The sequence below is a fragment of the Flagellimonas beolgyonensis genome (genome assembly GCF_003992615.1).
In the GTDB taxonomy this organism is placed as follows: Bacteria; Bacteroidota; Bacteroidia; order Flavobacteriales; family Flavobacteriaceae; genus Flagellimonas; species Flagellimonas beolgyonensis.
In genome coordinates, this window is the sequence record NZ_RZMY01000018.1 from 386,108 (window position 1) to 413,017 (window position 26,910).

General features: G+C 44.0%; 27 protein-coding genes and 1 other RNA gene. 10 read left to right on the forward strand and 18 right to left on the reverse strand.

What is annotated here, in order from left to right; translation table 11 throughout:
• Nucleotides 1-351: 351 nt before the first annotated feature.
• Nucleotides 352-588 (forward strand): hypothetical protein, encoded by a 237-nt coding sequence (locus tag EO131_RS16295; RefSeq protein WP_127024745.1) that lies wholly within the window; start codon nucleotides 352-354, stop codon nucleotides 586-588.
• 163 nt (nucleotides 589-751) lie between these two features.
• On the opposite strand, the gene EO131_RS16300 is transcribed toward EO131_RS16295, so the two are convergent.
• The 7 genes from EO131_RS16300 to EO131_RS16330 all read right to left on the reverse strand — a co-directional run bounded on the left by EO131_RS16300 (nucleotide 752) and on the right by EO131_RS16330 (nucleotide 10,360).
• Nucleotides 752-1,972 carry a sensor histidine kinase gene (locus EO131_RS16300; protein WP_127024748.1) on the reverse strand — a complete coding sequence of 407 codons (1,221 nt, stop codon included), beginning with the start codon at nucleotides 1,970-1,972 and terminating at the stop codon, nucleotides 752-754.
• Between the two features lie 165 nt (nucleotides 1,973-2,137).
• On the reverse strand, nucleotides 2,138-5,500 hold the full coding sequence (secA, locus tag EO131_RS16305) for a preprotein translocase subunit SecA (RefSeq protein ID WP_127024751.1): 3,363 nt from the start codon (nucleotides 5,498-5,500) through the stop codon (nucleotides 2,138-2,140).
• Nucleotides 5,501-5,635: 135 nt separating this feature from the next.
• The gene (locus EO131_RS16310) at nucleotides 5,636-5,860 is read right to left on the reverse strand and encodes a DUF2795 domain-containing protein (protein WP_013551418.1); all 225 of its coding nucleotides are present in this window, start codon (nucleotides 5,858-5,860) and stop codon (nucleotides 5,636-5,638) included.
• Between the two features lie 125 nt (nucleotides 5,861-5,985).
• A complete protein-coding gene (locus EO131_RS16315; RefSeq protein WP_127024754.1) occupies nucleotides 5,986-6,543 on the reverse strand; it encodes a cob(I)yrinic acid a,c-diamide adenosyltransferase in 558 nt (185 codons plus the stop codon).
• A gap of 236 nt (nucleotides 6,544-6,779) precedes the next feature.
• Complete coding sequence (locus EO131_RS16320) at nucleotides 6,780-7,277, reverse strand: hypothetical protein (protein WP_127024757.1); 498 nt, start codon at nucleotides 7,275-7,277, stop codon at nucleotides 6,780-6,782.
• Between the two features lie 23 nt (nucleotides 7,278-7,300).
• Nucleotides 7,301-9,172: an ABC-F family ATP-binding cassette domain-containing protein gene (locus EO131_RS16325; RefSeq protein WP_127024760.1), complete on the reverse strand. Its 1,872-nt coding sequence runs from the start codon at nucleotides 9,170-9,172 to the stop codon at nucleotides 7,301-7,303.
• 18 nt (nucleotides 9,173-9,190) lie between these two features.
• Complete coding sequence (locus EO131_RS16330; protein ID WP_127024763.1) at nucleotides 9,191-10,360, reverse strand: lipoprotein N-acyltransferase Lnb domain-containing protein; 1,170 nt, start codon at nucleotides 10,358-10,360, stop codon at nucleotides 9,191-9,193.
• A gap of 101 nt (nucleotides 10,361-10,461) precedes the next feature.
• Here EO131_RS16330 and EO131_RS16335 point away from each other — a divergent pair, with 101 nt between their 5' ends.
• On the forward strand, nucleotides 10,462-11,211 hold the full coding sequence (locus EO131_RS16335) for a CDP-alcohol phosphatidyltransferase family protein (RefSeq protein WP_127024766.1): 750 nt from the start codon (nucleotides 10,462-10,464) through the stop codon (nucleotides 11,209-11,211).
• 2 nt (nucleotides 11,212-11,213) lie between these two features.
• On the opposite strand, the gene lptB is transcribed toward EO131_RS16335, so the two are convergent.
• Genes lptB through EO131_RS16355 form a run of 4 tightly spaced genes read right to left on the reverse strand, consistent with a single transcriptional unit; the run spans nucleotide 11,214 to nucleotide 14,159 of the window.
• On the reverse strand, nucleotides 11,214-11,954 hold the full coding sequence (gene lptB / locus EO131_RS16340; protein ID WP_127024769.1) for an LPS export ABC transporter ATP-binding protein: 741 nt from the start codon (nucleotides 11,952-11,954) through the stop codon (nucleotides 11,214-11,216).
• A gap of 57 nt (nucleotides 11,955-12,011) precedes the next feature.
• Entirely contained in the window at nucleotides 12,012-12,362 is a 351-nt protein-coding gene (locus EO131_RS16345) for a carboxymuconolactone decarboxylase family protein (protein ID WP_127024772.1), read from the reverse strand.
• Complete coding sequence (gene tatC / locus EO131_RS16350) at nucleotides 12,352-13,194, reverse strand: twin-arginine translocase subunit TatC (RefSeq protein ID WP_127024775.1); 843 nt, start codon at nucleotides 13,192-13,194, stop codon at nucleotides 12,352-12,354. Before tatC ends, EO131_RS16345 begins: the two co-directional genes overlap by 11 nt.
• Entirely contained in the window at nucleotides 13,194-14,159 is a 966-nt protein-coding gene (locus EO131_RS16355) for a KpsF/GutQ family sugar-phosphate isomerase (protein ID WP_127024778.1), read from the reverse strand. The genes tatC and EO131_RS16355 overlap by 1 nt, the downstream gene beginning before the upstream one ends.
• 183 nt (nucleotides 14,160-14,342) lie before the next feature.
• On the opposite strand from EO131_RS16355, the gene recQ reads away from it, so the two are divergent.
• On the forward strand, nucleotides 14,343-16,544 hold the full coding sequence (recQ, locus tag EO131_RS16360; protein ID WP_127024781.1) for a DNA helicase RecQ: 2,202 nt from the start codon (nucleotides 14,343-14,345) through the stop codon (nucleotides 16,542-16,544).
• Here recQ and EO131_RS16365 read toward each other — a convergent pair.
• The 3 genes from EO131_RS16365 to EO131_RS16375 are packed head-to-tail and all read right to left on the reverse strand — an operon-like array spanning nucleotide 16,541 to nucleotide 17,521.
• A complete protein-coding gene (locus EO131_RS16365) occupies nucleotides 16,541-16,852 on the reverse strand; it encodes a CCC motif membrane protein (protein ID WP_127024784.1) in 312 nt (103 codons plus the stop codon). The genes recQ and EO131_RS16365 overlap by 4 nt on opposite strands.
• Before the next feature lie 9 nt (nucleotides 16,853-16,861).
• Nucleotides 16,862-17,188, reverse strand: coding sequence for a CCC motif membrane protein (locus EO131_RS16370; RefSeq protein WP_127024787.1), 327 nt, complete (start codon nucleotides 17,186-17,188; stop codon nucleotides 16,862-16,864).
• A 12-nt stretch (nucleotides 17,189-17,200) separates the two neighbouring features.
• Entirely contained in the window at nucleotides 17,201-17,521 is a 321-nt protein-coding gene (locus tag EO131_RS16375) for a DUF2752 domain-containing protein (RefSeq protein ID WP_241243879.1), read from the reverse strand.
• Between the two features lie 70 nt (nucleotides 17,522-17,591).
• Between EO131_RS16375 and EO131_RS16380 the strand changes: the two genes are divergently transcribed.
• Nucleotides 17,592-18,140 (forward strand): Smr/MutS family protein, encoded by a 549-nt coding sequence (locus EO131_RS16380; protein WP_127024790.1) that lies wholly within the window; start codon nucleotides 17,592-17,594, stop codon nucleotides 18,138-18,140.
• On the opposite strand, the gene EO131_RS16385 is transcribed toward EO131_RS16380, so the two are convergent.
• A complete protein-coding gene (locus EO131_RS16385) occupies nucleotides 18,137-18,658 on the reverse strand; it encodes a hypothetical protein (protein ID WP_127024793.1) in 522 nt (173 codons plus the stop codon). The genes EO131_RS16380 and EO131_RS16385 overlap by 4 nt on opposite strands.
• 110 nt (nucleotides 18,659-18,768) lie before the next feature.
• Between EO131_RS16385 and EO131_RS16390 the strand changes: the two genes are divergently transcribed.
• Entirely contained in the window at nucleotides 18,769-19,917 is a 1,149-nt protein-coding gene (locus EO131_RS16390; protein ID WP_127024796.1) for a cysteine desulfurase family protein, read from the forward strand.
• On the opposite strand, the gene EO131_RS16395 is transcribed toward EO131_RS16390, so the two are convergent.
• Together EO131_RS16395 and EO131_RS16400 are read right to left on the reverse strand one after the other, a co-directional pair.
• Nucleotides 19,918-20,568 (reverse strand): hypothetical protein, encoded by a 651-nt coding sequence (locus tag EO131_RS16395; RefSeq protein WP_127025189.1) that lies wholly within the window; start codon nucleotides 20,566-20,568, stop codon nucleotides 19,918-19,920.
• A gap of 121 nt (nucleotides 20,569-20,689) precedes the next feature.
• Nucleotides 20,690-22,381, reverse strand: coding sequence for a M23 family metallopeptidase (locus EO131_RS16400; RefSeq protein ID WP_127024799.1), 1,692 nt, complete (start codon nucleotides 22,379-22,381; stop codon nucleotides 20,690-20,692).
• A gap of 167 nt (nucleotides 22,382-22,548) precedes the next feature.
• On the opposite strand from EO131_RS16400, the gene EO131_RS16405 reads away from it, so the two are divergent.
• From EO131_RS16405 to rny, 4 genes are all read left to right on the forward strand, one after another.
• Nucleotides 22,549-22,839, forward strand: coding sequence for a hypothetical protein (locus EO131_RS16405; RefSeq protein WP_127024802.1), 291 nt, complete (start codon nucleotides 22,549-22,551; stop codon nucleotides 22,837-22,839).
• A 13-nt stretch (nucleotides 22,840-22,852) separates the two neighbouring features.
• Nucleotides 22,853-23,146: a cell division protein ZapA gene (locus tag EO131_RS16410; protein WP_127024804.1), complete on the forward strand. Its 294-nt coding sequence runs from the start codon at nucleotides 22,853-22,855 to the stop codon at nucleotides 23,144-23,146.
• Between the two features lie 54 nt (nucleotides 23,147-23,200).
• Nucleotides 23,201-23,310: non-coding RNA, 6S RNA (gene ssrS, locus EO131_RS16415), on the forward strand.
• Between the two features lie 53 nt (nucleotides 23,311-23,363).
• Entirely contained in the window at nucleotides 23,364-24,935 is a 1,572-nt protein-coding gene (rny, locus tag EO131_RS16420) for a ribonuclease Y (protein ID WP_127024807.1), read from the forward strand.
• A gap of 8 nt (nucleotides 24,936-24,943) precedes the next feature.
• On the opposite strand, the gene EO131_RS16425 is transcribed toward rny, so the two are convergent.
• Nucleotides 24,944-26,203 carry a DUF7477 domain-containing protein gene (locus tag EO131_RS16425; protein ID WP_127024810.1) on the reverse strand — a complete coding sequence of 420 codons (1,260 nt, stop codon included), beginning with the start codon at nucleotides 26,201-26,203 and terminating at the stop codon, nucleotides 24,944-24,946.
• A 247-nt stretch (nucleotides 26,204-26,450) separates the two neighbouring features.
• Between EO131_RS16425 and EO131_RS16430 the strand changes: the two genes are divergently transcribed.
• Nucleotides 26,451-26,870, forward strand: coding sequence for a CBS domain-containing protein (locus EO131_RS16430; RefSeq protein ID WP_127024813.1), 420 nt, complete (start codon nucleotides 26,451-26,453; stop codon nucleotides 26,868-26,870).
• Nucleotides 26,871-26,910 lie beyond the last annotated feature (40 nt).

Consider the following 26,910-nt stretch of genomic DNA (forward strand, 5'->3'; position numbering starts at 1 on the left):
TTACTGGCAACGCTGTTAAAAATTGTTAAGCATCCTTTTCCTCGAATTGTAGGGGGTCGAATTTACATCAAAACCTACAAAAATTCCTACAACAGCAGGTTTGAGTATAATCTAATTCTTACAAAATATTCGATTTTCATCACTGCTCGGAAACAAGCATATACCTTTCATGATCGATGAAATGCACTTGCTTTCGTTAAGTTGATTTTTACCCCAAAAACGTTCGTCGACGATAAAATGCACTTCGCCCAAGAAAAGTTTTTATACCGAAAAAAAAGGGTCGTTGAGCGACACAAATCTGATCTAGGGTAGGTGCGAAGGTAACTTTACATCGTAATAAAAACCCAAATCATGAAAGCAATCTTTACCATCATCACCGTAGTTTTTTTCGGAACAGTGGCCATGGCCCAAGAAAATTCGAAAGAAGTGAAGGTCGATACGATCGCTGCAGGTGTAACCCTTAACATAGATGTTCAAAAGACCATCAAAAAGGAAGGTGAAGTGGCAAGGTTGTACAAATTCAAAAATTCTAGGGTTAAGAAGGAACTTTCTTTCGCTACCAAAAACAATAAGGCCAAGTTGGCTTAATAACTGGAAAGATGTTAGGTTTTATAGTTCCTTTTACACTTTTTTTGAGCATTTCATTTGTGCTGTCTTCGATAGCATTTTCGATGCGGGAACGAAAATTCAAGAAAATCAAGGTTGATAGTGGGATATAGATTGAAAGAAGGCCGGTTTTACCGGTCTTTTTTTATTGGTCCACCGAATTGAACTCTTCGATTACTTCTTCGAACTCAATACGGTAATACGTGCCCGGTTTGTTGTAATCCCGGCTTATAGTACCCCTTAGTTGACGGGCCAGGTTGTAGATCAACTTCAGTCCAAGCGAATTGGAGGTCTTCGGATTGATATCCTCGGAATAGCCAACACCATTGTCCCCCAGGTACATCTCGAACCGGTTTTCACCAATTCGGTGCACAGAAACATGGATTTCCCCAGCGGTTCCTTCCTTAATTCCGTATTTAAGGGCATTGGTAATGGTTTCGTTGATAATAAGCCCCAAGGGAATTACGGTATCAATGCTGAGTTTATGGTCGTCTATATCCAAATCCAGTTTCACATTGCTATTGCTGCCCTTAACGGAACGAACCAGATAATCACAGAGTTCCTTTACGTAGGGCTTTAGCTCAATCTTGGACAAATAATCGTCGCGTTTGTACAACATTTCGTGTACCATGGCCATGGAGACCACCCTATTTTGGCTGCTTTTGATGATGTTGCTGATTTTGTCATCGGCAATCGACCGTGATTGCAGGCTCAACAGGCTGGAAACGGTCTGAAGATTGTTCTTTACCCTGTGGTGTACTTCCTTCAACAAGGTTTCCTTTTCCACAATGCGCTCCTGGATCTCGTTTCTAGATCGATAAAGCTTATGGTGTGCCCGCAACAAATTTCGGCCGAACACCCCACCGAGCAGGTAAATGGCAAAACCAGTGCTTAAAAAGGCGAACCAGTTTTGGGATGCTTCGGGTACCGTGTTTTCGGATATTCTGAAATCGCCGGTCTCGTACAAAAACAGTATGGCAATAATGGATAGGTTGATGATCAAGTAGATTTGCCCGTACACCATTGTGGTCACATATCCTGCAAAAACAATGATGGCCAATATAAAAATAAAGGGGCTTCGGATACCTCCCGTGAACAATGTGATCAAAATGGCACTGACCATCGACAAAATGGAGGTCATGTTGTAGGTTAGGGCCACATTTTTGTGCCATTTATACAGCACCGTGTTCAACAGGTTCAAGGCGGCAAACCCAAAAAAAGTAAAAGGAACCACCCCTTGAATGTTCAAAAAGAACATGCATACGATACCAAAGAGTAGCGCAAGTAAAGAAGAGTTATAGTTGACCTTTATAATCAAATCGACTTTGTCTTGTAAACGATATTTATCCTTAACAGGAATTTTCATATACTGCGCTGGTTGAGTTCTCCCCTGTCACAGTCAAGGTTAAGAATTTTGTGACAAGGCAGGCTATATGGGGTGTTTTACGGTGTAAATCTAACTATGTTTTTGATATAAAAAAAGTGACAGCTATAAATAACTGTCACTTCGAAGTTTATCGGGTTCCGATGTTTATTCGTCAACCAACACCCATTCTCCCTTGTCGATCATGGGTTCGGCCTGTTTATATTTTAACGTCTTGCTCTCGCCGGACATCACATTTTTAATGGTGACCTTATCGTTTCTGCCAATCTTTGGTTTTTCGCGAATTACGGTCTCTGTAATCTGTTGACGTTGTCCCTGGGTTTGTCCCGCGGCCCTGTTCTGTGCTGCCAATTCATCACTGTTAGGGATTTCCTCTTTGGAGGTCTGTAGGTTCTCCTTGGGTCGTCTAACGGATCTGGCTTCTTGGATCTGGCTGGTGTTCTCAGTGGGCAGTTCCCCTTTGAAAAGGAACGAAATCACCTCCTTGTTCACCTTGTCTATCATTTCCTTGAAAAGCTCAAATGCCTCGAACTTGTAGATCAAAAGGGGGTCTTTTTGTTCGTGTACGGCCAATTGCACCGATTGTTTCAATTCGTCCATCTTGCGAAGGTGCGTTTTCCACGAATCATCAATGATGGCCAAGGAAATGTTCTTCTCGAAATCGGTGATCAATTGTTTGCCATCGGTGTTATAGGCCTTTTCTAAATTGGTGACCACATTCAGGGTCTTGATGCCATCGGTAAAGGGAACCACAATGCGTTCAAATTTGTTCGCATCGTCTTCGTATACCTTTTTGATAACCTGAAAGGCGATGGTGGCACTGCGTTCCATTTTTTGTTTGTAGAAATCGTAGGCCGCCTTGTAAATGGTGCCCGCTATTTCTTGGAAACTCATTTTTTTGAACTCCTCTTCGCTGATAGGGGAGGTAATGGAGAAATACTTGATCAGTTCGAACTCGAAGTTCTTGTAATCATCCGCCATTTTATTGGTTTCCGCGATAACCTCACAGGTATCGTAAATCATATTGGCAATGTCCACTTTCAAACGTTCGCCCTGAAGTGCGTGTTTTCTTCGCTTGTAGACCACCTCTCTTTGGGCGTTCATTACATCATCGTATTCCAACAAACGTTTACGGATGCCGAAGTTGTTCTCTTCCACCTTTTTCTGGGCACGTTCGATGGATTTGGTCATCATGGAATGTTGGATTACTTCACCTTCTTCCAAGCCCATGCGGTCCATCATTTTGGCCACACGGTCCGATCCGAACAAGCGCATCAAATTGTCTTCCAAGGAAACATAGAATTGTGAGCTTCCTGGATCTCCTTGACGACCGGAACGACCTCTTAACTGACGGTCCACCCTTCGGGAGTCGTGGCGCTCGGTACCAATAATGGCCAAACCGCCGGCTTCCTTCACCTCGGGGGTCAATTTGATGTCGGTACCCCTACCTGCCATGTTGGTGGCAATGGTTACCACACCTGCTTTACCCGCTTCGGCAACAATGTCGGCCTCCTTTTTGTGCAACTTGGCGTTCAATACGTTATGTGGAATCTTCCGTACGCTCAATAATTTGGACAGCAATTCGGAGATTTCAACCGAAGTGGTACCGATCAATACCGGTCTGCCCGCATTGGCCAATTGGGTTACTTCCTCGATTATTGCGTTGTATTTTTCACGTTTGGTCTTGTAGATCAAATCGTGTCGGTCATCCCTTGCGATGGGTCGGTTGGTCGGGATTTCCATCACATCCAACTTGTAGATTTCCCAGAATTCACCTGCTTCCGTAACCGCAGTACCTGTCATACCGGCCAACTTGTTGTACATACGGAAATAGTTCTGAAGGGTGATGGTCGCAAAGGTCTGGGTCATGGCCTCGATCTTTACATTTTCCTTGGCTTCAATGGCTTGGTGCAAACCATCGGAATACCTTCTACCGTCCATGATACGACCAGTCTGCTCATCCACAATGAGCACTTTGTTGTCGATCACCACATATTCCACATCCTTTTCGAACAGGGAATAGGCCTTTAACAACTGGGTCAAGGTATGGATGCGCTCACTTTTTATGGCAAAGTCCTTGAAGAGGTCTTCCTTAAGTTCCGCTTCCTTCTCGATTTCCAGGTTTTGGTTCTCGATCTTGGCTATTTCACTACCGATGTCGGGCATCACAAAGAAATCCCTGTCTTGATCCCCAGAGATGTATTCCACCCCCTTATCGGTCAACTCGATCTGGTTGTTTTTCTCATCGATCACAAACAACAGCTCTTCATCCACTTTGGGCATTTCGCGGTTGTTGTCCTGCATGTAGAAGTTCTCCGTTTTTTGGAGCAACTGCTTTACGCCCTCTTCACTCAAGAATTTGATCAACGCTTTGTTCTTGGGTAGACCACGGTGCACCCGAAGCAATAAAAATCCACCTTCCTTGGTATCACCTTCCTTGATCAAGCGTTTGGCCTCTGCCAAAACCCCCGTTAAATATTGACGTTGTTTTTGAACAATGTCGGCAACCTTTGGTTTGAGTTCGTTGAACTCATGTCGATCACCTTCTGGAACGGGCCCAGAAATGATCAAAGGAGTACGGGCATCATCGATCAATACGGAATCCACCTCATCCACAATGGCATAATGGTGGGGGCGTTGTACCAGGTCGTCTGGCGTATGGGCCATATTGTCCCTCAGGTAATCGAAACCGAATTCGTTGTTGGTTCCGTAGGTGATATCGGCATTATAGGCAGCCCTTCTTCCATCGGAATTGGGTCGGTGCTTGTCGATACAATCCACGGAAAGTCCATGGAACTCGAATATAGGGGCCATCCATGCGCTGTCCCTTTTCGCAAGGTAATCGTTTACGGTAACCAAGTGGGCACCTTTCCCAGCCAAGGCATTCAAATACAGTGGAAGGGTGGCCACCAAGGTCTTACCTTCACCGGTCTGCATTTCAGCAATCTTTCCTTGGTGCAAGGCGATACCTCCGATAAGCTGGACGTCGTAATGTACCATATCCCAAGTGACTTCCTTTCCAGCGGCGTCCCAAGAGTTGTTCCAAACGGCTTTATCCCCTTCCAGGGTTACATAATCCTTGTCACCAGAAAGTTTACGGTCGAACTCCGAGGCTGTTACGGTCAGGGTCTCATTGGCCGCAAAACGTTTGGCGGTTTCCTTTACCACGGCAAAGGCTTCGGGCAATATTTCGTTTAGGGTGTCTTCGGAAATTTTATAGGCCTCCTCGTTCAGTTTGTCGATTTCCGAATAGATTTCTTCATTGCGGTCAATGTCTGTCGAGTTATCCACCTCTTCTTGAAGGGCAGCGATCTTCTCGTTGATTTCCTTGCAGTTATCCGCTATACGTTGTTTGAAGGCAACGGTTTTTTGTCGTAATTCATCGTGTGACAATCCTTCCAATTGCTGTTCGAAGGATTTTATTTCTTTTACCAAAGGCTGGAGCGCTTTTACATCTTTCTCCGATTTATCTCCAACAAATACCTTTAGTACGGAATTGATAAAACTCATGAAATAATTTTTCGTTAGAATGGCAAAAGCTGTTCCATAGATGGGATTGCCTCGGAATTCTTTTGCTGGGCTGTCAAAATTACATAAAAAAAAGCCTCAAATGAGACTTTTTAACTTGGTTTGTGCAATCAGATTTTAATATTCATCCTCATTCCAAAGGTAATCTTCCTCTGTTGGATAATCTGGCCAGATTTCTTCGATGGATTCGTATATCTCGCCGCCCTCTTCTTCCATGGACTGCAAATTTTCAACAACTTCCAACGGCGCTCCCGTACGAATCGCATAATCTATAAGTTCGTCTTTGGTGGCTGGCCAAGGGGCATCACTTAAATATGAGGCTAGTTCTAACGTCCAGTACATAGTAACGGTTTGATTTTAAATTTTTTGCAAAAATAATTTTTAAACCCAATTTGTCAAGTAAAAACAGGATTATTTGAAAATTATTTTATTGTTGACAAAACTTTTGGCTCAAAAAAATGATTTTGTCAGTCCAATTTCTCAGGAATCCACTTGACTTCATCGGCCTTTAGGTCGAATGACAATTTCCTTGCCAATACAAACAAGTAGTCGGAAAGCCGGTTGATAAATGACAGTACGGTTTCGGGAACGGGCTCATTTTCGTGCAAAAAGGCAATAATGCGTTCCGCACGACGGCAAACCGTTCTGGCAATATGACAGTATGACACGGTGGTGTGCCCCCCTGGAAGTATAAAATGTGTCATTTCAGGCAATTTCTCGTTCATTTGGTCCATTTCCTGTTCCAAAAGTTCGATATCCGCATTGGAAATCCGAGGAATCTTCAACCGATTGTCCTTATCCGGTTCGGTGGCCAAGATGGAGCCTACGGTGAACAACTTTTCTTGGATCAACATTAGGGTTTGTTTGGCATGTGGGTCCATATCCTGATCCCGCAACAATCCTAAATGGGAATTCAGTTCATCGATGGTGCCGTAACTCTCGATTCGGATGTGGTGTTTGGAAACCCTTCTTCCCGTAAATAGTGAAGTGGTGCCCTTGTCACCGGTTTTGGTGTATATTTTCATCTTGTCAGTAGTCAGTAGGTTGATAGGTTTTATTGTTTATTGGTAATTGCAAATTGTTCATTGTCAATTGTCCCTTTCATGTTTGCGTTTTCCTTCCATAAACCGTCTCGATTTTCTTCGTCGGGTGGCTTTTTTGTTCCGAAACAAAATAACAAGGTAAATCAGCCCCAATACACCGAGCACGTACCAAATTGTGTTGTCTGTCGCTAAATTTTCCATAATCTAAAATTACCGTTTTAAATCCGAATGGTGAAATGCTCCTTGACCTGTTCACGTCGAATAAAGAGGGCGCCACAATAAAACATATCGATGCTCACGGTGATTTCTGGCAATGTGATCAACTCCTTCCATTGTTGCCAAGTTTTGGGATTGTTATGGATACCATTGATCAAAATCATGCTATCATTGTGCAGTCTTCCTTCCAAAAATAGCTTTTTGAATTGCTGCTTATGTAAATCATCTGCGTAGATCAGATCAAAAATGGACGATTCGAATGTTATCGCAGGAAATTTCGATTTCACATGCTGTTTTACCTCTAAATTGTGAGCATGGATATTTTTGAAATTAAAATGGGCCATGCTTTTCAACAATACATCCATAGTCTTGTTCTTTGGATATTGCTTTTTTCCGTAAAGACATTGGGTCACATAATTGAAAACAAAAGGGGAGTGGACTCCGTGTTCGTTGGTGGATTTCCAAAGGAATTGTAGATATGATTGTGTTTTGTAAAACATGATGCTATCAACTCAAAGGCAATTTATCCTTCCAATATGGCAGAAAGTTCGAACCAACGTTCTGTTTTGGCATCAATGGCATCCGTGACTTCCTTCAACTCAATGGAAAGTTGGTCTATGGCATTACCATCCAATTCAGGATCGGCAAACTTGTTTTGAAGGGATTCCTTTTTTTCTTCCAATTTTTGAATGTCCTTCTCCAACTGTTTGTATTCCTTTTGTTCGAGGTAAGACAATTTCCCACCGCTGGTATCGCGCCAGTTATTTTCCTGTTTTTCAGTGGAAGGGGCCTTGTTTTCACGCTCCTCTTCAATTCTACTGCTTTCGTAAACGCGGTAATCTGTATAGTTGCCTGGAAAATCTTCGATGACCCCATTGCCTTTAAAAACAAACAAGTGATCCACAATTTTATCCATAAAATAACGGTCGTGGGATACCACGATCAAGCAACCGGGAAAATCCAACAAGAAATTCTCCAATACGTTCAAGGTGACGATATCCAAATCGTTGGTAGGTTCGTCCAAAATCAGGAAATTGGGATTTTGAATCAAAACGGTACACAGATACAACCGCTTGCGCTCACCGCCGCTCAGCTTTTCCACAAAATCGTATTGTTTTTTACGGTCGAACAGGAAGCGCTCCAAGAGTTGTTGGGCCGAAATCTGTTTTCCCTTTTTCAATGGGATGTAATCGCCATATTCGCGGATCACATCGATTACTTTTTGTCCTTCCTTTACCGAAATGCCCTTTTGGGTGTAGTAACCAATTTTTAGGGTGTCGCCCACTACCACCTTGCCGCCGTCCACATCTTCCTGTTGGGTGATGATGTTCAAAAAGGTGGATTTGCCCGTTCCATTTTGGCCGATGATGCCCATCCGTTCACCTTTGGTGAAATTGTAATCGAATTTGTCCAGGATAACCTTGTCACCATACGATTTGGAAATGCGGTGCAGTTCCAAAATCTTGCTGCCCAATCGCTCCATGTTCAGCTCCAGCTGTACCTCGTGTTCCTGTCTGCGCTGGTGGGCCCGTTTCTTGATCTCATTGAAATCATCGATCCGCGATTTGGATTTGGTGGTCCGGGCCTTGGGCTGTCTGCGGATCCAATCCAACTCCTTTTTATAGAGCAGTTTGGATTTGTGCTGTTCAACGGCCTCACGTTCCATGCGAGCCTCCTTTTCGTTCAAATAGTAGGTATAGTTGCCTTTGTAGGTATAGAGTTGGTTGTTGTCCAATTCTATGATTTCATTGCAGACACGATCCAAAAAATACCGATCGTGCGTCACCATAAACAGGGTGATATTTTCTTTGGCGAAATAGGCTTCGAGCCATTCGATCATCTCAAGGTCCAAATGGTTGGTGGGCTCATCCAAAATCAATAGGTCCGGTTTGTTCAATAGGGCGTTGGCCAGTGCCAATCGTTTTCGTTGACCACCCGATAAGGTTTTTACCTTGGCATCGAGTTGGGTCAACTGTAATTTGAACAGAATCTGTTTGTACTGGGTCTCAAAATCCCAGGCATGGTGACGTTCCATGGCCTCGAACGCTTTTTGGTAACGCTCGGTGTCGTCCGGATTTTCCACCGCTTTTTCGTAGGCGGCAATCACTTTCAAAATTTCGTTGTCCGTGGTAAAAATGGTTTCTTCCACGGTAAGGTTGGGGTCCAAGTTGGGTTCCTGCTCCAAAAATGAAATTTTGATTCCTTTCCTGACATTCACCTGACCCGTTTCCGAAACATCCTTGCCCGACATAATATTGAGGATGGATGTTTTACCACTTCCGTTTTTGGCAATAAGGGCAATTTTTTGATCCTTGTTTACCCCAAAGGAAATATCGGAGAACAATACCAGTTCGCCATACGATTTCGAAATATTTTCAACGGTCAATAAATTCATGGGTTCCGTTTCTGAAGCTTATAATTTGGAATAGCGGATGAGGTAGAGGTAACGCAGGGACAATGTGCCAAAAAGCATTAGGATCATGGGCGAAAACACCTGCACTTTAAAAATCCATAGGACCAAAGTCAACAGCATGAGTGCTAGCAGTCCCTTGAGATAATTTGAACCCCATTTTGGCAGTTTTGCCGGTAACGCAATAAGAAATGCGACTACGGCATTGGCAGGGAAAGCCCAAAGAATATTAAAATTATAGGGTGTCGATGTATGATCGGCTGCAACCCAAAGCAAGAGTAAAAGGGTGCCGGCCACTCCGGTTATGAAAAATAGGGAAAAATCCAACCAGCGGCTTCGGGTGTGGTGCTTGTGATCGAAATAGGTGATGACCCCGGTAAATGCCAAAAGGAGCATAAACCAGAACCCAGGGGTCAACGGGAAAAAGGTTTCGTGGGTGTGTTCGTTGTAGTCCAATATGGTGCGTTCCCGTTTAACCATTGGTTTGCCATTTAAGGTGGTGTGATTAAGCTGCTCCATGGCATAATATGGTAAGAACATATGCTCCTGCACCGTCGCTTTCCTATCAACAGGCGATCCAAAAGCAAGATCGATTCCGAACATGGACCACGAATTGATATTCAAAAATTGGCGGACCAATTGCCTGAAAGTGTATTGTTTATCCAGATAGGATCCGTCAAATACCAAGGCATCCCCATATTGGTCCTTTAAAATGGTGCCGGTAATACTGGAGCAATTGTTCAAAAGAGGATCGTACAGGTAATCGCGGTTCTGGGGCAGATAATTTTCTTCGAAAAAGGCCAACAAAACATTGCGCTGCTCTAGGTTGATATCCAAGATTTGTTCCTTTACCCATCGCTTTTCCAATTCATATTCGAACAGGAAATCATCGAAACTTCTGCGAGAAAGGGAATAGATCATGCGACCCTTGGTGAAGTTGAGATAAAAATTGGGCTGTTTAAAATCAAAGGTACCATAATTATATACCACATCGATGCCCAATACGGGATCCTGGACCCTGAAGGCACTGTGTCCAAAAGCCGTATAAATTTCATCACCGGCGGCACACGTGATCAAACTGATCTGCGATTTTTCACTTAGTTGGGGTGCCTGGGCCTTTGCAGGTAGGAATACCGAAAGAACCAATAGGAACAAAAGGAATTTGTGCTTCATTTTGGAGTTTATCAAAGCAAATATCAGAATAAATCTGTCTCGAAGACCATCTTAACCCGATCAGTTTGTTTTTTCCCTTATTTTTACCAAAATCTTAAGGCATGAAGTCCTACATACCCAATTTTTTGACGCTTTTGAACATTTTGAGTGGCTGTATCGCCACTGTATTTGCAGTATTGAACCAGTTGGAATGGGCCGCATTGTTTGTCTTTATCGGCATTTTCTTCGATTTTTTCGATGGTTTGGCGGCAAGGGCACTGAACGTACAAAGTGAAATTGGGGTGCAATTGGATTCCTTGGCCGATGTGATCACCAGTGGATTGGTGCCCGGTGTAGTGATGTTCCAATTGTTGAACATGTCGCAATCCGGCGGATGGAACTTGGCTTTCGGCCATGAGGTGACCGAATCCATGGCATGGTATGGGGGCAAAATCAACACCATATCCTTTTTGGGCTTTGCCATTACGCTGGCCTCTGCCTATCGCTTGGCCAAATTCAATGTGGATGAAAATCAGGTCTCTTCTTTTGTGGGGTTGCCAACACCTGCCAATGCCTTGATGATTCTTTCACTTCCCCTCATTTTAATGTACCACAACAACGAATTCTTGGGAGGTATTATCCTAAACCCTTGGTTTTTGGTCGGACTAACGGCCCTCAGTGCCTATTTGTTGAATTCCCCGATCAAATTGTTCGCGTTGAAATTCAAGAACTGGAGCTTTAAGGAAAATGGGGTGCGTTATCTGTTTTTGATTGGGAGTTTGATCATGTTGTTGACCTTGAAGTTTTTGGCAATACCCTTGATCATTATATTCTACATTTTGGCCTCTTTGTTGATGCCTTCGGAGAAATAGTCCTAGAAATCGAGCTTCTTTTTTCGGAGCTCGAAGTTTTGTCCGAGATATACTTTACGCACCATTTCGTCCACGGCCAATTCTTCGGGAACACCCGCTTTTAGGATTCCGCCCTCGAACATTAAGTAAGATCGTTCCGTAATGGCCAACGTTTCTTGAACGTTGTGGTCGGTGATCAGGATTCCGATGTTCTTGTTCTTCAGTTGGGCCACAATACGTTGAATATCTTCCACGGCCACAGGATCCACACCGGCAAAAGGTTCGTCCAATAAAATAAATTTGGGGTCAGTGGCCAGTGCACGTGCAATTTCGGTTCGGCGTCGTTCCCCACCGGATAATAGGTCGCCACGGTTCTTACGGATGTGTCCCAAACCAAATTCGTCAATGAGCGATTCCATTTTCATGTGCTGCTCCTTTTTGCTCAATTTGGTGAGCTGCAATACACTCAAAATGTTTTTTTCGATGCTCAGTTTACGGAAAACAGAGGCTTCTTGTGCCAAATAACCGATGCCATGCTGGGCGCGCTTGTACATGGGAAAACTAGTAATATCGGTACTGTCCAGATAAATATTGCCACCATTGGGCTTGATCAACCCGACGATCATGTAGAATGAGGTTGTCTTCCCGGCACCGTTCGGGCCCAAAAGCCCTACAATCTCACCTTGATTTACTTCGAGGGAAATCCCCTTTACAACTTTTCGGCCTCGATAGGCCTTCATGATATTTTCTGCGCGTAGCTTCATACAAACGAGCCAAAACTAAACATATTCTTTCTCTACTATGGCCTCTTTTGGATTTTTTTAAGCATCCTGCTCCTCAAGTGCTTCCCAAAATTCGTAGGCCCTGCGCAAATGGGGCACCACAATGGTACCGCCGACCAAGGTGGCAATACCAAGGGTTTCCATTACTTCTTCCTTATTGGCTCCGGCTTTTTTGGAGCTTTCCAAGTGATATTTTACACAATCGTCGCAACGAAGTACGGCCGAGGCCACCAAACCCAACAGTTCCTTGGTTTTCACGTCCAAGGCACCGGCCATGTACGCATTGGTATCCAAATTAAAAATACGTTTGATGAGCTTGTTGTTATCCGCAAGCAATTTTTCGTTCATCTGGGAACGGTAGGCGTTGAACTCTTCTACTTTATTTGGCATTTTTTCGAGCTTTTTCTTTTTTCTCTTCCCTTTTAACCACAATCTTGGAGATATAAATGCTTATTTGATATAGAATAAGCACCGGAATGGCCACTACAATCTGACTGGTGATATCGGGAGGGGTAATTATCGCCGATAAGATCAACACAATGACCAGGGCTATTTTTCGATATTTTTTCAAAATTTCCGGGGTCACCAATCCGACTTTGGTCATAAAATAGATGACAATCGGCAATTCGAACATGATCCCGCATGCAATTACGGATGCCCTTACGGTACCCACGTAGGAAGATAGGTCGATTTCATTTAGTACCTCTTTACTTACCTGATAGGTGCCCAAGAAGTTGATGGAAAGCGGCGCCACCACAAAATATCCAAACAACACGCCCAAAAAGAACAGGAACGATGCGGTAAGGATAAAACCTCTGGAATGTTTTCGTTCTTTTTCATACAGCCCCGGACTGATGAATTTCCAAAGCTCGAATAGAATATAGGGAAAGCCCAAGATCACACCGGCCCAAATGGAGGTCCAAATGTGGGCAGAGAACTGTCCGGCCATCAATCGGCTTTGAATGGTAAAGGGCAGGGAATCGCCACAGAACTCCGAGGTAACCCCAAAAAAGGTCGCAATATTGCAAAAGAACCTGTAGGTGGGGAAATCCATGTTTTTGGGCCCGAACAGGATCGTATCGAATATGAACCCTTTAAATACAAAGGCGAAACAGGCAATGATCACAATTGCCAAGGTAGATCTGATCAAATGCCAGCGTAACTCTTCCAAATGGTCCAAAAAGGACATTTCATCCGGATTTTTCTTTTCTTGTTTTGCCATTATAGGATACCCTCGTTTATAAGGTTATGGATGTGGACCACTCCGGCATAGGAATCGCCATCAAAAGCCAACAATTGGGAAATGTTCTTTTCCTGTAGCACTTTTAAAGCCTTGATGGCCAAGGTATCGACTTCTACGGATTTGGGATTGGAGGTCATGATGTCCTTGGCGGTTAGTCCACTGATATTGTCGTACTTGCTCAACATTCTACGAAGGTCACCGTCGGTAACGATACCGACCACCTTATTGTTTTCCATTACTGCGGTCACTCCCAACATTTTGGTGGAAATCTCAACGATCACATCCTTTACACTGGTGTTGATGTCCACCAAGGGCTTTTCGTTGTTCACTACAATGTCGGCAACGCGCAAATATAATTTTTTACCCAACGCACCCCCTGGGTGGTACTTGGCAAAATCGGCACTGCTAAAGCCCTTGAGCTCCAAGAGACAGATGGCTAGGGCATCGCCCATGGCCATTTGTGCCGAAGTACTGGTAGTCGGAGCCAAATTGTTCGGGCAAGCCTCCTTTTCCACATAGGTGTTGAGCACATAATCGGCTTGTTTGGCCAAAACGGAATCCATATTGCCCGTTATCCCGATCAGTTTGTTCTTTCCGATCTTGATCAGGGGCAACAAGGCTTTTATTTCGGGCGTATTCCCACTTTTGGAGATACAGATCACAATGTCATTTTCTTGGATGGTGCCCAAATCCCCGTGGATGGCATCTGCCGCATGCATGAAGATTGCAGGCGTACCGGTGGAGTTGAAGGTGGCCACTATTTTGGAAGCGATTATGGCACTTTTGCCAACACCGGAAACCACCACTCTTCCCCGCGATTCCAAAATGTATTGGACGGCTAGGGCAAACTGCTCATCAAGCAGGTTGGTAAGGTTGCCAATGGCCTCACTCTCGATTTCAAGAGTGCGTTTGGCAATGGATAAAATGGACTGAATGTCGTTCAAGGTAATTAACGGATTATCTAATTGTATTCCTAAAAGAATATCTTATCTTTAAGATTACAAAACTAATCAAACTATCTTTTTCAGACCATTATGGAATGCATAATAGTTTTGGGAAGGGATAAATGATTTTAAAAATGCGTCAACGGCCTTTTAGGTTGCTTGTAATAAATTGAAAATGCGGAAATGAGCCTAATGAATACCGATTTGCATTCTTCACTCAAAAAGTATTTTGGTTTTTCAAAATTTAAGGGTCTTCAAGAGCAGGTGATCCAAAATGTGTTGGATGACAAGGACACTTTTGTAATTATGCCCACTGGTGGCGGTAAATCATTGTGCTACCAATTGCCTGCCATTATGAAAGAAGGTACGGCCATTGTGGTGTCGCCCCTAATTGCATTGATGAAAAACCAAGTGGATGCCATTCGTGGCATATCCGAACAAAATGGGATTGCCCACGTGTTGAATTCCTCTTTGACCAAGACCGAGGTAAAGCAGGTGATGGAAGATATTTCCAATGGGATTACCAAATTATTATATGTGGCACCGGAATCCCTAACCAAGGAAGAATACGTTGAGTTTCTAAGGTCGGTAAAACTTTCATTCGTTGCTGTGGATGAAGCCCACTGTATTTCGGAATGGGGACACGATTTTAGGCCAGAATACCGGAACCTGAAGGGCATCATCAACCGATTGGGCGATGACATTCCCATAATCGGATTGACAGCTACCGCAACACCCAAGGTTCAGGAGGATATCATCAAAAACTTGGGCATGAATGATGCCGAGGTCTTCAAGGCCTCCTTCAATAGGCCCAATTTGTTCTACGAGGTGCGCCCCAAGACCCAAAATGTAGATGCGGACATCATTCGTTTTGTAAAGCAGTACCAAGGCAAATCGGGCATTATTTATTGCCTTAGCCGCAAAAAAGTGGAAGAATTGGCCCAGGTACTCCAAGTAAACGGCATTAGTGCTGTTCCCTACCACGCAGGATTTGACGCCAAGACGCGCTCCAAATACCAAGATATGTTTTTGATGGAAGAAGTGGATGTGGTCGTGGCTACCATTGCTTTTGGAATGGGCATTGACAAGCCCGATGTTCGCTTTGTGATCCATCACGACATTCCCAAAAGTATCGAAAGCTACTACCAGGAAACCGGTAGGGCAGGACGCGATGGGGGCGAAGGGCACTGTTTGGCCTTTTATGCCTACAAGGATGTGGAAAAGTTGGAAAAATTCATGTCGGGAAAACCCGTGGCCGAACAGGAAATAGGGAATGCCCTCCTGCAGGAAATTGTGGCTTATGCCGAAACCTCCATGTCGCGGCGCAAGTTCATCTTGCACTATTTCGGGGAAGAGTTTGATGCAGTGAATGGGGAAGGAGCTGATATGGACGACAATTCCCGAAATCCAAAACCCAAGGAAGAGGCCATGGAAGAAGTGGTTAAACTACTGAGTGTGGTCCGCGAAACCAAAGAAAAATTCAAGGCCAAGGAAATCGTTCGGATTTTGGTGGGCAAGACCAATGCGATGATCTCCTCCCATAAAACGGATGAAAAACCCTTTTTTGGAATTGGCGCGGAAAAGGACAAGGCCTATTGGATGGCGTTGGTGCGCCAGGTTTTGGTGGCCGGTCTCCTAAAAAAGGAAATTGAGCGTTACGGTATCCTACATCTAACGGAAGCGGGCCAGCAATTTTTGGACAAGCCCGAATCCTTCATGATGACCAAGGATCATGTCTATTCAGAAGCAGTAAACGATAGTGCTGTCTCAGCTGGAAAAGCCGGAGGTGCAGCAGCAGACGATACATTATTGAAATTGCTCCGGGACCTTCGTAAAAGGGAGGCCAAAAAATTGGATGTACCCCCTTTTGTGGTGTTTCAAGACCCCTCCTTGGAGGATATGTCACTAAAATATCCCATTTCCATGGATGAATTGTTGAATATCCAAGGTGTTGGGGAAGGCAAGGCCAAAAAATATGGGAAGCCCTTTATCGACCTAATATCCAAATATGTTGAGGAAAACGATATTGTGCGTCCAGACGATCTTGTGGTAAAAAGTACCGGGGCCAATTCCGCTCTAAAATTATATGTGATCCAAAGTATCGATAGAAAATTACCGCTAGATGATATCGCCTCGGCCAAAGGACTGGAATTGGCAGAACTGATCAAGGAGATGGAGCAAATCGTCTTCAGCGGCACCAAATTGAACATAGGGTACTGGATAGACGAAATATTGGATGAAGATCAACAGGAAGAAATCCACGATTATTTCCTGGAAGCGGAAACGGATTCCATTTCACAGGCCATTGAAGAGTTTGATGGCGACTATGAAGATGAGGAATTACGGTTGTACCGACTCAAATTTATAAGTGAAGTGGCGAATTAATATTCGCCACTAAACTCTCCGGCAGTAATCATTGCCACTATAAATCCAAAATACAGGATAAACAAAACCAAGTAGATCAGGGATAGGGCCAAGCCAATATAGGCTAGGATTTTTCCTGTCTTAACATTGCTGTAATCCGTATAATTTTCTGGGGTTTGCAGGTACAATTGGTTGGCGGTCTTGGCTTTGACCAATGCAATAATGCTGAAAATGGCACCGAAGGGCCCGCAGCAAAACAAGGTGCCGACAATGGATAAAATACCCATCGTCAGCACTGTACTTGCACCCGGCAAGGGTTGTTGGCTCATAAAACTATCTTATTGATATTGTTGAAGGATTTCTTGCATTTTTTCAGGATCCTGAAGGGCATCCCATCCGAATGTACTGATTGCCCAAATGGACATCAATAGGTAAAGCACGTTCAGTACAATACCGATAATTGCCAATATTCTTCCAGTTTTTACGGTTTGAAGGCCTTCGTACATGTCTGGATTTTCGGCGTGCAGTTTCATGGCCTTGTTGGCCAAAACCAATGCAACGACACCGAAGATCAAACCAACAACACCATAACAGCAACAGGTGATGATGGAAATGATCCCGAATACCATGATCAGGGTAGCATTTGGTAATTTTTGTTGTTCCATAATCTAAAGTTTTTAATTAAAAAGGTTATTCATTTTTAGGATATAACTGACTATGATGGTGCCAGCGGTGATAAGCATCAGTGCGAATTTGATCTGTTGTGCAAATTTGAACTTCACAAAAGAGCTTGTGATCAGAAAAATTAACAGAAGCACAATGGGATAGATGCCCGGATACATTTGAAATGCGGCCAAAAATTCCCCGTGGAGCAAAAGGTCGGCCGAGCGCTGCATGCCACAACCTGGACAATCCAGTCCCAACAGTTGTTTGTTGAGACAGGGCAGCATGTAATCCTTCAAGCTGAATGCCAATATGGTTGGTTGTAAGTACATCATAGTTAGTGACTGCTGAAAAATACTATTATTTTTGTTCACGGGATAAACTTTGATCCCATTTTTATTGACAATGGACAAGGATAAATTTTCAGTTGGGGATAAGGTAGAGGTATTGGATGAGGCCATTTCAGGTGTGGTCGAACAAATTGATGGCACCCTAATTACCCTGGTGACCAAGGAAGGTTTTCCAATGAAGTACGATCAAAAGGATTTAGTAAAGGTGAGGGGAGTCATCCCTGTCTCCAATTTTGAGATAGCACAGGTAAAAAAGGAAAAGGAGCTTCCCAAACGTCGAAAATCAAACGTTGTAAAGCCCAAAGAACGTAACGCGCCCAAGATGGAGGTGGACCTGCACATCCATCAATTGGTGAAATCGACCAGAGGGATGAGCAATTACGATATCCTTAACATTCAAATGGAAACGGCCAAACGACAATTGGCTTTTGCCATGGAAAAACGTATTCAAAAAGTGGTTTTTATCCACGGGGTAGGTGAGGGCATCCTCAAAGAAGAGCTCCATTATCTCTTTAAAAAGTATGACAACCTAAAGTACTACGATGCCGATTACCAAAAATATGGTTTGGGCGCCACCGAGGTGTACATCTATCAAAATGGCTAGGGTGCAGGAATCGCCGTAGTGACCTCACCAAAGGTGCTCACGCTCAAATTGGTGATACGCTCACCTCTTTCCGTAATAAAGGAGATTTCGTTTAAAGTAATGGTGTGCACAAAATTGCCATTGGCTTCATCGGCAGTCGTCGAAATGGTCACAAAACCATCTTCGGCCTCCACTTCGTCAATAACAACGGCCTCCGCGGGGGGAATGTCGTCACAAAAATAATTTTTAGAGACATCATCTGAGAAAATACGGTAGGTCAATTGGGATTGGTTGGAAATTGCACTTTGGGTGACAACCGTCTCCCCGACAACACCCTTATTGAGCACCCCACTTTGCAATTCCAAAATAAGGGCTTCGGTATTGTTGATCTTGAACAGAATGTTTTTTTCCGTGGCCGAAGGTGTGGTGCAAAATTGTAAGGTTACGCTATCAAAGTCGATGGTCTCGATTTCCAAGTCGCCATCGCCACATGAAAACAACAGACAGAATGTGATACACAAAAAGAAATATTTTCTCATGCACCAAATTTAAAGCAATTCCATTTTAATAGCCCAATACTAAGGGTCACTTTAAAAGAAATTAACTTTATTTCCCGTACTTTTGACCCTGTTAAAATTACAACCGAACCATGCAAAAAGTGTACTTGGACAATGCAGCGACCACACAGGTAAGGAGTGAGGTGATCGAACGGATGCAAGAAGCCTTGGCCGTTCATTATGGCAACCCTTCGTCGACCCATAGTTTTGGGCGATCGGCCAAAACCGCCGTGGAACAGGCCAGAAAAACCATAGCCAAAACCTTGAATGCCCAACCTTCCGAGATTATTTTTACTTCGGGTGGAACTGAGGCAGACAATATGATCTTGCGTTGTGCGGTTCGCGATTTGGGTGTGCAGACCATTATTACCACGAGAATCGAACACCATGCCGTTTTGCATACGGTGGAAGAACTGGAGAAGGAATATGGCACCCAGGTTTGGTATGTGGAGTTGGATGCAGATGGAAATCCAGACTTGCAGCATTTGGAGCAATTGCTGAAAAAGGACGATTCCAAAAAACTGGTCAGTTTAATGCACGTGAACAATGAAATCGGAAACATCACCGATATTGCAGCGGTTGCGGAGCTTTGCAAGGAACACAATGCCCTTTTTCATTCCGATACGGTACAGTCCATTGGGCATTATCCCTGGGATGTACAGGAAATCCCCATCGACTTTATGACGGCGGCGGCCCATAAATTTCACGGTCCAAAAGGTATCGGGTTTGCATTTATCCGAAAAAATTCAGGTTTAAAACCTTTGATTGTCGGTGGTGCACAGGAGCGCGGATTTAGGGCCGGCACCGAACCCTTCCATAATATTGTGGGGCTGGAGGAAGCTTTTATAAAAGCCTACGAACATTTGGAAGAAGAGACCAAAACCGTCAAAGAATTGAAAAGGTACTTTATCGAAAAGGTACAACAGGAAATTCCGGATGCCGTATTCAACGGATTGTCGGGCGATATGGAAAAAAGCACCTACACGCTTGTCAATGTGCGCTTGCCCTTTGATGCTCAAAAAGCCTTGATGCTTTTATTTCATTTGGATATGAAAGGCATTGCCTGTTCCAAAGGCAGCGCTTGTCAATCGGGCAGTGATCAAGGTTCACATGTGTTGTCACAACTCTTGGAAGGTGAAGAACTGGAAAAACCATCCTTGCGATTTTCATTTTCCATGTACAATACCAAGGAAGAATTGGATTATACGGTGCAAGTGCTCAAAGAGTTTGCGGCGAGTTGATCAATCCCTGTTCTTTTTCTTTTTTTCGCGGTCGTAGGGAAATTTACGTGATGCGGTTTTCATCATTTTATCGATGAGTTCCGTGGTGTTCTTGCCAGTTTTCTTGGTGATCTCGTTTTCGTATTTCCAAAGCAGTTTACCGGTTTGTCCGTCGCTGATCTTCAATCCGATGCGGCCGTAATTGGCGTCACCACTGAAGTAATCCAAAATACTGAAGTCTGTTGGCACACCTTCAGATAACAAAATATTGAGGCTCAGATTACCGCTAACAATACCATCTACCTCCAATATTTTGCACAACTCTTGTGTAGTATAAGTGTCAATGTTATGGTACTCAACACCGTTCTGGGCCAAAATGGCATTGGTATTGGCAATATTCTGAAAATCCACATTGAACTTTTTTCGCTTTTTCCGTTTGGAAAAATAGGTTTCCAATGCATTCTGAACGGCATAACCTTCTTTCTTGGCCAAAACCTTAAGCTCATCGTGGTCCACTGTCTTTTTGAGCTCCAAGTGGGCAATGAACGGTACAATGGCCAATACGGCATGTCTTTCGGTCATTTCATCAAACCGCGGGTTCTCATAAATGTTTTTTTGGCCAAAAGAGGCCATGCTGGTAAGTAGAACAAGAACAAGGGTTATTTTTTTCATTACAATTTTCTTCATCAAACCTAAACAGTTGTAATCTTGACTTGGTAAAAGGTCAACTTTTATCGGTTTGGTCGGATTATTCCGCTTTAAGCATTAAATAAAAGCGGTTGCAAAAATAGGGCTAATTCCTGAAAAAAGTGGTGGTATAGGTGGTGGAATTCCCAACATTGTCCGTTACCGTGAGTTTGAGTTCGTTTTCGGTGGCCTTTACCCGTTCATCATCAAAATCGTAGGTCAGGGTATTGGTCTTCGGTTCATATTCCATCAAGATCCATTCCCCGTTCAATGTGGCCGAATAGGTATCAATACCGCTGAGGTCGTCGGTAATGACCATGCTGAGGTAGTTGTAATTGCTCAACCATTGTTTTTCCTTAAAATTTTTGGGTCTGATCTCTGGGGCCACACTGTCCCGAACCAAGGTATAAGTGCCCAGTGTTCTTGTTCGCGTGGTGAAGGCGCCATCCCTTTTGTACGTTTTGGAATGGGATGGGCGGTAATCTTCATCCAAATGGGCGATGAAAAGTTGTTTTCGCTCCTCCTCATTATATTTGGAAGGGTCAAAACTAATGGTGAAGTTGCGGTGTGCGGCCACACTGTTGTCATGGATGGCCACGGTATCCGATCCTTTTTCCAGACGGATGTAAAAATCTTCGTAAAAGGTATTTGCAGGAAAATAGACCTTGGCGGCACCCAGATCAAAATTGTTGGGCTTGTCGGCTAGGATGAAATTTTCCGTTTTGCCTTCATCCTTCGGGATTTTCAAAGGTTCCCTTTTACCCTCCACAGGGATCACCAACCTGGTCGTATTGCCCGCAACATCGGAAATGGTAAGCTCCACATTGTACGATAGGCCTTCCTCAATATCAACTTCCCCATTGTTGTACAGGGTCTTGTAAATGCCTAAATGGTTGAAGGGCTCCTTGAATAATTTTTGGACACGTTGTCTATGTTTATAAAAATGGGCGTAATCAATCAGAGTATTGATGTACCGGGTTTCGCCGAACGAAAAAGTTTCAAAGTCAAATTCGGAGTACACCCGTCCGTTTACGGTTTGCTTCACTGCATACACACCATTTTTATTGGCGGCCATATCTTGACGGTCGAACGTATTGATGCCGAACCCTATGGTGCCAATGGCAGTCACTTTTTCTGCCAGGAAAGAACCATCGGCCTGTCGGCTGTAATTGAGCTGTATTTTTTCACCACTCTGGTTTATTTGTGCCCCGTCGCTCAATGGATACCCATAAAGGCTGACCAAGGTCGGATCTGTGGCATCGCGCACTTCATAGCCGTAGAGGAGGGGGTTGGTCGGTTTTTCGGAAACACTGCTGCGTATTTCAAAGTGTAGGTGGGGACCTGCCGATCCACCCGTATTTCCTGAAAAGGCGATGGTTTCCCCTTTGGTCACTTTTAATTCGCCATAGTCGGGAAAGAGCTCCACTTCATAGGATTGTTTGGCATACTGTGCCTTTTTAACATAAGCCTCAATCTCTGGACTGAATTTTTGTAGGTGACCATAAACCGAAGTGTACCCATTGGGATGGGCAATGTATAGTGCTTTACCGTATCCCCAGTGCGACACTTTTATTCGGGTAATGGTGCCATCGGCAATGGATAAAACCCGAAGTCCCTCGCGTTGTTGGGTCTTGATGTCGATGCCCGAATGAAAATGGTTCGATCGCAGCTCTCCAAATGTTCCTGCCAAGACCAAAGGAATCTCCAGAGGGGATTGAAAAACATCTTGTGGGTAATTTTCTTGTGCGTAAAGCAACGGGGCGATTGCAAAAAGAACCAGAAAAACTGTAAGGCGCATACGGACTTTATAATTACTTACGAAAGTAACCAATGTTTTGTTTTATGAAAAAGATTTATTGTTCAGATGGGCGGGTCCGTAAAGCGTGGTGAGAATAAATTCCAAAAGTATTGCGAGGTTGACCAAGGTTGGTTAACTTTGTGTAGTACGCATTGTTGTTTGCATTTATGAGCGAACTTGTTGAGATTGTGGATTCTTTGGAGAACAAGGTGAGCAAACTGCTGCACAAAATGGAGCTGTTGCACCAAGTGAACACCAAGTTGAAAGAAGAAATTGGCTCCTTGCAAGAGGAAAACAGACTCAAGGAGGAGGCTCTAGGGGAATGGGAAGAAAAATACAATTCCCTGAAAATGGCGAACACGATGCTGGGTAGTAATACGAGTAAAACTGAAGCAAAGCTCAAGATAAATACATTGATCCGAGAACTGGATGTTTGCATAGCCAAGTTGGCGGATTGATGATTCAAAAATTATGGATGAAAAGCTCAAAATAAAGCTTTCCATAGCCGATAGGGTATATCCACTTACGATAGATCCCAAACAGGAGGAAGGTTTGCGCCGGGCGGCGAAGAATATCGAAAGTCTGGCCAAAAAGTTCGAGCAAAACTATGCGGTACGCGATAAGCAGGATGTCCTGGCCATGTGTGCCCTTCAGTTTGCATCCAAAATTGAGCAAGGAGGAATAGACCGGTCCGAAAATGCAGAGGCTGCCATAGAGCGACTCAAAGCATTGGACGAACTGGTACATTCACAGCTGGGGGAATAAGTTCTTTTAAATAAAATATTGTTACTGCCCACATTGGTAAATATTTTTTGACAAACTCAACGTTATTATAATTAAAAAGGGTGAGTTTAGGTTGTAAAAGCAGGCCCTACCTGTATAGGGATCCTTGATCAGCCTGTTAGCCCTAAACCTGTAATCAGGAGTTTGTACAAAACTTCAATCAATGTGGGCTTTTTTTTTAAACTAAACACTATCAAAAATGGATAACATCATACTAGTGGTCGTGGCAGCCGTTGTAGGGCTTGCCATTGGATTTGCCATCGCAAAGACCATTGAAAAGGGCAAGGCTTCCAAAACCATTGCCAATGCACGTAAAGAGGCCGAGGATATCATCAAGGAGGCCAAGAAAGAAGGAGAGAACATAAAAAAAGATAAAATTTTCCAAGCCAAGGAAAAGTTTTTGGAACTAAAGGCCGAGCACGAAAAGGTCATCATCAATAAGGATAAAAAGATAAACGAGGCCGAAAAAAGGACCCGTGACAAGGAATCCCAAGTGAGCAGTGAACTCGCCAAAAGCAAAAAATTGAACGACCAACTCCAAGACCAGATCAAGGATATGGAGTACAAGGCCGAGATCTTGGAGAAAAAGCAGGCCGAGGTCGAAAAATTGCACAAAAGCCAGGTTCAGCAATTGGAGGTTATTTCAGGATTGTCCGCGGAGGATGCCAAGGCCCAATTGATGGAATCGCTCAAGGAAACGGCCAAGTCCGATGCCATGGCCTATTTGCAGAATACGCTGGAAGAAGCAAAGCTTACCGCACAACAAGAAGCCCGAAAGATCGTGATCAATACCATTCAACGCATCGGTACGGAAGAAGCGGTGGAAAACTGTGTCTCCGTTTTCAATTTGGAATCCGATGACGTTAAGGGTCGTATCATCGGCCGTGAAGGACGTAACATTCGTGCCTTGGAAGCGGCTACAGGTGTGGAGATCATTGTGGACGATACCCCAGAGGCCATTATCCTTTCCTGTTTCGATTCCGTTCGAAGGGAAGTGGCCCGATTGTCATTGCACCGTTTGGTGACCGATGGTAGAATACACCCTGCCCGAATCGAGGAAGTAGTGAAGAAAACCGAAAAGCAGATCAACGAGGAGATTGCGGAAATCGGAAAACGTACTGTTATCGACCTGGGTATCCATGGTCTTCATCCCGAATTGATCAAAGCAGTGGGTCGAATGAAATATCGTTCGTCTTACGGACAAAACCTGTTGCAGCACTCCAGGGAAGTAGCCAAACTTTGTGGCGTTATGGCCGCCGAATTGGGACTGAACCCGAAACTTGCCAAACGGGCAGGACTGCTGCACGATATCGGAAAGGTGCCTATGGCCGAAGTGGAGGTGGAGACCCCCCACGCAATTTTAGGTATGCAATGGGCCGAAAAATACGGAGAGAAGAAAGAAGTGTGCAACGCCATTGGTGCCCACCACGACGAAATAGAAATGACCACCCTCATTTCCCCTATTGTGCAGGTTTGTGATGCGATCAGCGGAGCACGACCAGGGGCCAGAAGACAGGTGTTGGATTCCTACATACAGCGTTTGAAAGACCTTGAGGACATTGCCTTTGGATTCCATGGGGTGCAAAAAGCCTACGCCATTCAGGCAGGTCGGGAATTACGGGTTATTGTGGAAAGTGAAAAAGTGAGCGACGACAAGGCCGCAGAACTTTCCTTTGAAATTTCCCAGAAAATCCAAACGGACATGACCTATCCGGGTCAGGTTAAAGTGACTGTTATTCGGGAGACCCGTTCGGTGAATGTCGCCAAATAATCGGTAGATCAGTTGGCATTTTTAATGATCCAATCCACAGGAAGGTCATTGTAATATGTGGTTGACCTATTGGAGGAAATATACCCTCCTTTGGACATGACCACAAACCACATGTTGTTGCCGTAGGCTATGGTACTTATGGAATAACCTTCTTCGGATTTTTCGCGAATCCAATCAATCGGATAGTCGTACTGTGTCCGCCATGTTTGTGTACCCAAACTGGAATTGGAACTCATGCACAGTGCCCAAAGTCCATTACCGTACGTTACTGAGGTAATGGCGTAGTCCTCGTCCCAGCTTTCTTTGATAAAATCTTTGGGAATTTCATATCTGGTTCTCCATCGTTGTCCCGAAAAGCCGGTGTTTTTATCCATCACTACGTACCATTCTTTGCCATCATTGACCATCGATGTAATATGATAGCCCGCATCCCATTTTTCGGTTACCCAATCTTTAGGGAAGGCACTCTCCTTTTTCCAGGATTGGGGAACGGCCGCACTTCTTTTACTCATGATCACTACAAATTTCTTCTTAATGGTATCGTAGGCCATGGTAGTGATAAAGTAACCTTTGTCCCATTCCTTTTTGATCCATTCGCTGGGAAAACTGCTCGATTCCTTAATGCTTTGGCCCGTATAGGCCTTGGTGCCCAAATCGCTCATAACCACCGACCAAATGCCATCGTCATAACCTTCATCGCTGCTCAATCCGTAGGTTAACGTATTGACTGCTGTAAAAGAGGTGTTATAAACGGCTTCCCCATTGGTGAAAAAGTCCAACAATTGGAACAGCGGTTCGTCTGCATCGAAATAATCATCCAAATACCCTTTCGTAACGGCTTCAGGGTTCAACTTCACCCAGTACAGCATGGGTTTCATGTATTGTGTAATATCTCCACCATTAAAACCATTGTCGTCCACGGTATAGGCACTGTAGGTGCCATCGCCTTTTACTTTTAAATAAAAGTTGTCGGCACTGTAACTGGAACCCGAAGGTCCCCTCACAATAGTGGCATCGGTTCCGTTCAGGAATCTGTCCTTGGTTCCATCTGTCTTTGTGAACTCTTGATAAGAGCAGTTAAACCCAGCAAGCTTATCAGCTCCGTTGTTGTAGTATTTTACCCGGACGATGGCATCGTTTACATCATAGAAAACCACCAAGGCGGTATATTTTACTCCATTGCTGATCCAACTGGTCTCGAAATAATCTTGTGCTGATCCTTTTGGGAAGAATAACAACAGGGCAATAACGAAGAAAAACTGTTTCATAATCGGGGGTTTGGTTGTTTGGTTTTGGTAACACAATATTCTCCATAATTTTTCAAAACGCAAAAAAATGGGATGTACAGTCAAATTCCATCAGGGAATGGAATAAATTCATGGGAATAGGATTCAAATCCAAATGGTTATGGGGTGTCTCCGAGTTCATAAATGAAACTGGTTTTCTGATTTATATCATACTTTGCCATAAGATATCAAGGTAACTTCATTGTGGGATTGATTAAAACATGCAACGATGAAAAATAGCACACCTGTTTCCGAAATAATGACCAAAAAACTGGTCACTTTGAGCCCAAAAGATGATTTGGTCACTGCTGAAAGGCTTTTCAAAAAGCATCATATCCGTCATATACCTGTTGTGGAAAAAGGATATATAAAGGGAATGTTGAGTTATACCGACCTGCTCCGGATCAGTTTCGCCGATGCCATAGACGAACACGAAGAGTATGTGGATACCATCGTGTACAATATGTTCAGTATCCCCCAAGTTATGGTGAGCGACGTGGTAAGCGTTACCTCCGATACTTCCATAAAGGATGTGGCCAAGCTATTGGCAAAAAGGGAATTTCATGCCCTGCCCGTGGTCGATAATGAAAAGTTGGTCGGCATCGTGACCACCACAGATTTGATCAAGTACATGTTGAAAATGTTTTGATGCTGGACGAACGTTTCCCAATCCTGACCTTTAAAATTTA

Bases quoted from the DNA above. Each gene is read 5' to 3' on its own strand.
- secA (WP_127024751.1), bottom strand. From the start codon at position 5,500: ATGAGTTTTATCAATTCCGTACTAAAGGTATTTGTTGGAGATAAATCG.
- EO131_RS16315 (WP_127024754.1), bottom strand. From the start codon at position 6,543: ATGAAAATATACACCAAAACCGGTGACAAGGGCACCACTTCACTATTT.
- EO131_RS16330 (WP_127024763.1), bottom strand. From the start codon at position 10,360: ATGAAGCACAAATTCCTTTTGTTCCTATTGGTTCTTTCGGTATTCCTA.
- EO131_RS16365 (WP_127024784.1), bottom strand. From the start codon at position 16,852: ATGAGCCAACAACCCTTGCCGGGTGCAAGTACAGTGCTGACGATGGGT.
- EO131_RS16320 (WP_127024757.1), bottom strand. From the start codon at position 7,277: ATGTTTTACAAAACACAATCATATCTACAATTCCTTTGGAAATCCACC.
- EO131_RS16410 (WP_127024804.1), top strand. From the start codon at position 22,853: ATGGATGAAAAGCTCAAAATAAAGCTTTCCATAGCCGATAGGGTATAT.
- EO131_RS16385 (WP_127024793.1), bottom strand. From the start codon at position 18,658: ATGAGAAAATATTTCTTTTTGTGTATCACATTCTGTCTGTTGTTTTCA.
- EO131_RS16405 (WP_127024802.1), top strand. From the start codon at position 22,549: ATGAGCGAACTTGTTGAGATTGTGGATTCTTTGGAGAACAAGGTGAGC.
- EO131_RS16345 (WP_127024772.1), bottom strand. From the start codon at position 12,362: ATGCCAAATAAAGTAGAAGAGTTCAACGCCTACCGTTCCCAGATGAAC.
- EO131_RS16370 (WP_127024787.1), bottom strand. From the start codon at position 17,188: ATGGAACAACAAAAATTACCAAATGCTACCCTGATCATGGTATTCGGG.
- EO131_RS16395 (WP_127025189.1), bottom strand. From the start codon at position 20,568: ATGAAAAAAATAACCCTTGTTCTTGTTCTACTTACCAGCATGGCCTCT.
- EO131_RS16390 (WP_127024796.1), top strand. From the start codon at position 18,769: ATGCAAAAAGTGTACTTGGACAATGCAGCGACCACACAGGTAAGGAGT.
- EO131_RS16400 (WP_127024799.1), bottom strand. From the start codon at position 22,381: ATGCGCCTTACAGTTTTTCTGGTTCTTTTTGCAATCGCCCCGTTGCTT.
- EO131_RS16430 (WP_127024813.1), top strand. From the start codon at position 26,451: ATGAAAAATAGCACACCTGTTTCCGAAATAATGACCAAAAAACTGGTC.
- rny (WP_127024807.1), top strand. From the start codon at position 23,364: ATGGATAACATCATACTAGTGGTCGTGGCAGCCGTTGTAGGGCTTGCC.
- recQ (WP_127024781.1), top strand. From the start codon at position 14,343: ATGAGCCTAATGAATACCGATTTGCATTCTTCACTCAAAAAGTATTTT.
- EO131_RS16425 (WP_127024810.1), bottom strand. From the start codon at position 26,203: ATGAAACAGTTTTTCTTCGTTATTGCCCTGTTGTTATTCTTCCCAAAA.
- EO131_RS16300 (WP_127024748.1), bottom strand. From the start codon at position 1,972: ATGAAAATTCCTGTTAAGGATAAATATCGTTTACAAGACAAAGTCGAT.
- EO131_RS16375 (WP_241243879.1), bottom strand. From the start codon at position 17,521: ATGATGTACTTACAACCAACCATATTGGCATTCAGCTTGAAGGATTAC.
- EO131_RS16325 (WP_127024760.1), bottom strand. From the start codon at position 9,172: ATGAATTTATTGACCGTTGAAAATATTTCGAAATCGTATGGCGAACTG.
- EO131_RS16310 (WP_013551418.1), bottom strand. From the start codon at position 5,860: ATGTACTGGACGTTAGAACTAGCCTCATATTTAAGTGATGCCCCTTGG.
- tatC (WP_127024775.1), bottom strand. From the start codon at position 13,194: ATGGCAAAACAAGAAAAGAAAAATCCGGATGAAATGTCCTTTTTGGAC.
- EO131_RS16335 (WP_127024766.1), top strand. From the start codon at position 10,462: ATGAAGTCCTACATACCCAATTTTTTGACGCTTTTGAACATTTTGAGT.
- EO131_RS16380 (WP_127024790.1), top strand. From the start codon at position 17,592: ATGGACAAGGATAAATTTTCAGTTGGGGATAAGGTAGAGGTATTGGAT.
- lptB (WP_127024769.1), bottom strand. From the start codon at position 11,954: ATGAAGCTACGCGCAGAAAATATCATGAAGGCCTATCGAGGCCGAAAA.
- EO131_RS16295 (WP_127024745.1), top strand. From the start codon at position 352: ATGAAAGCAATCTTTACCATCATCACCGTAGTTTTTTTCGGAACAGTG.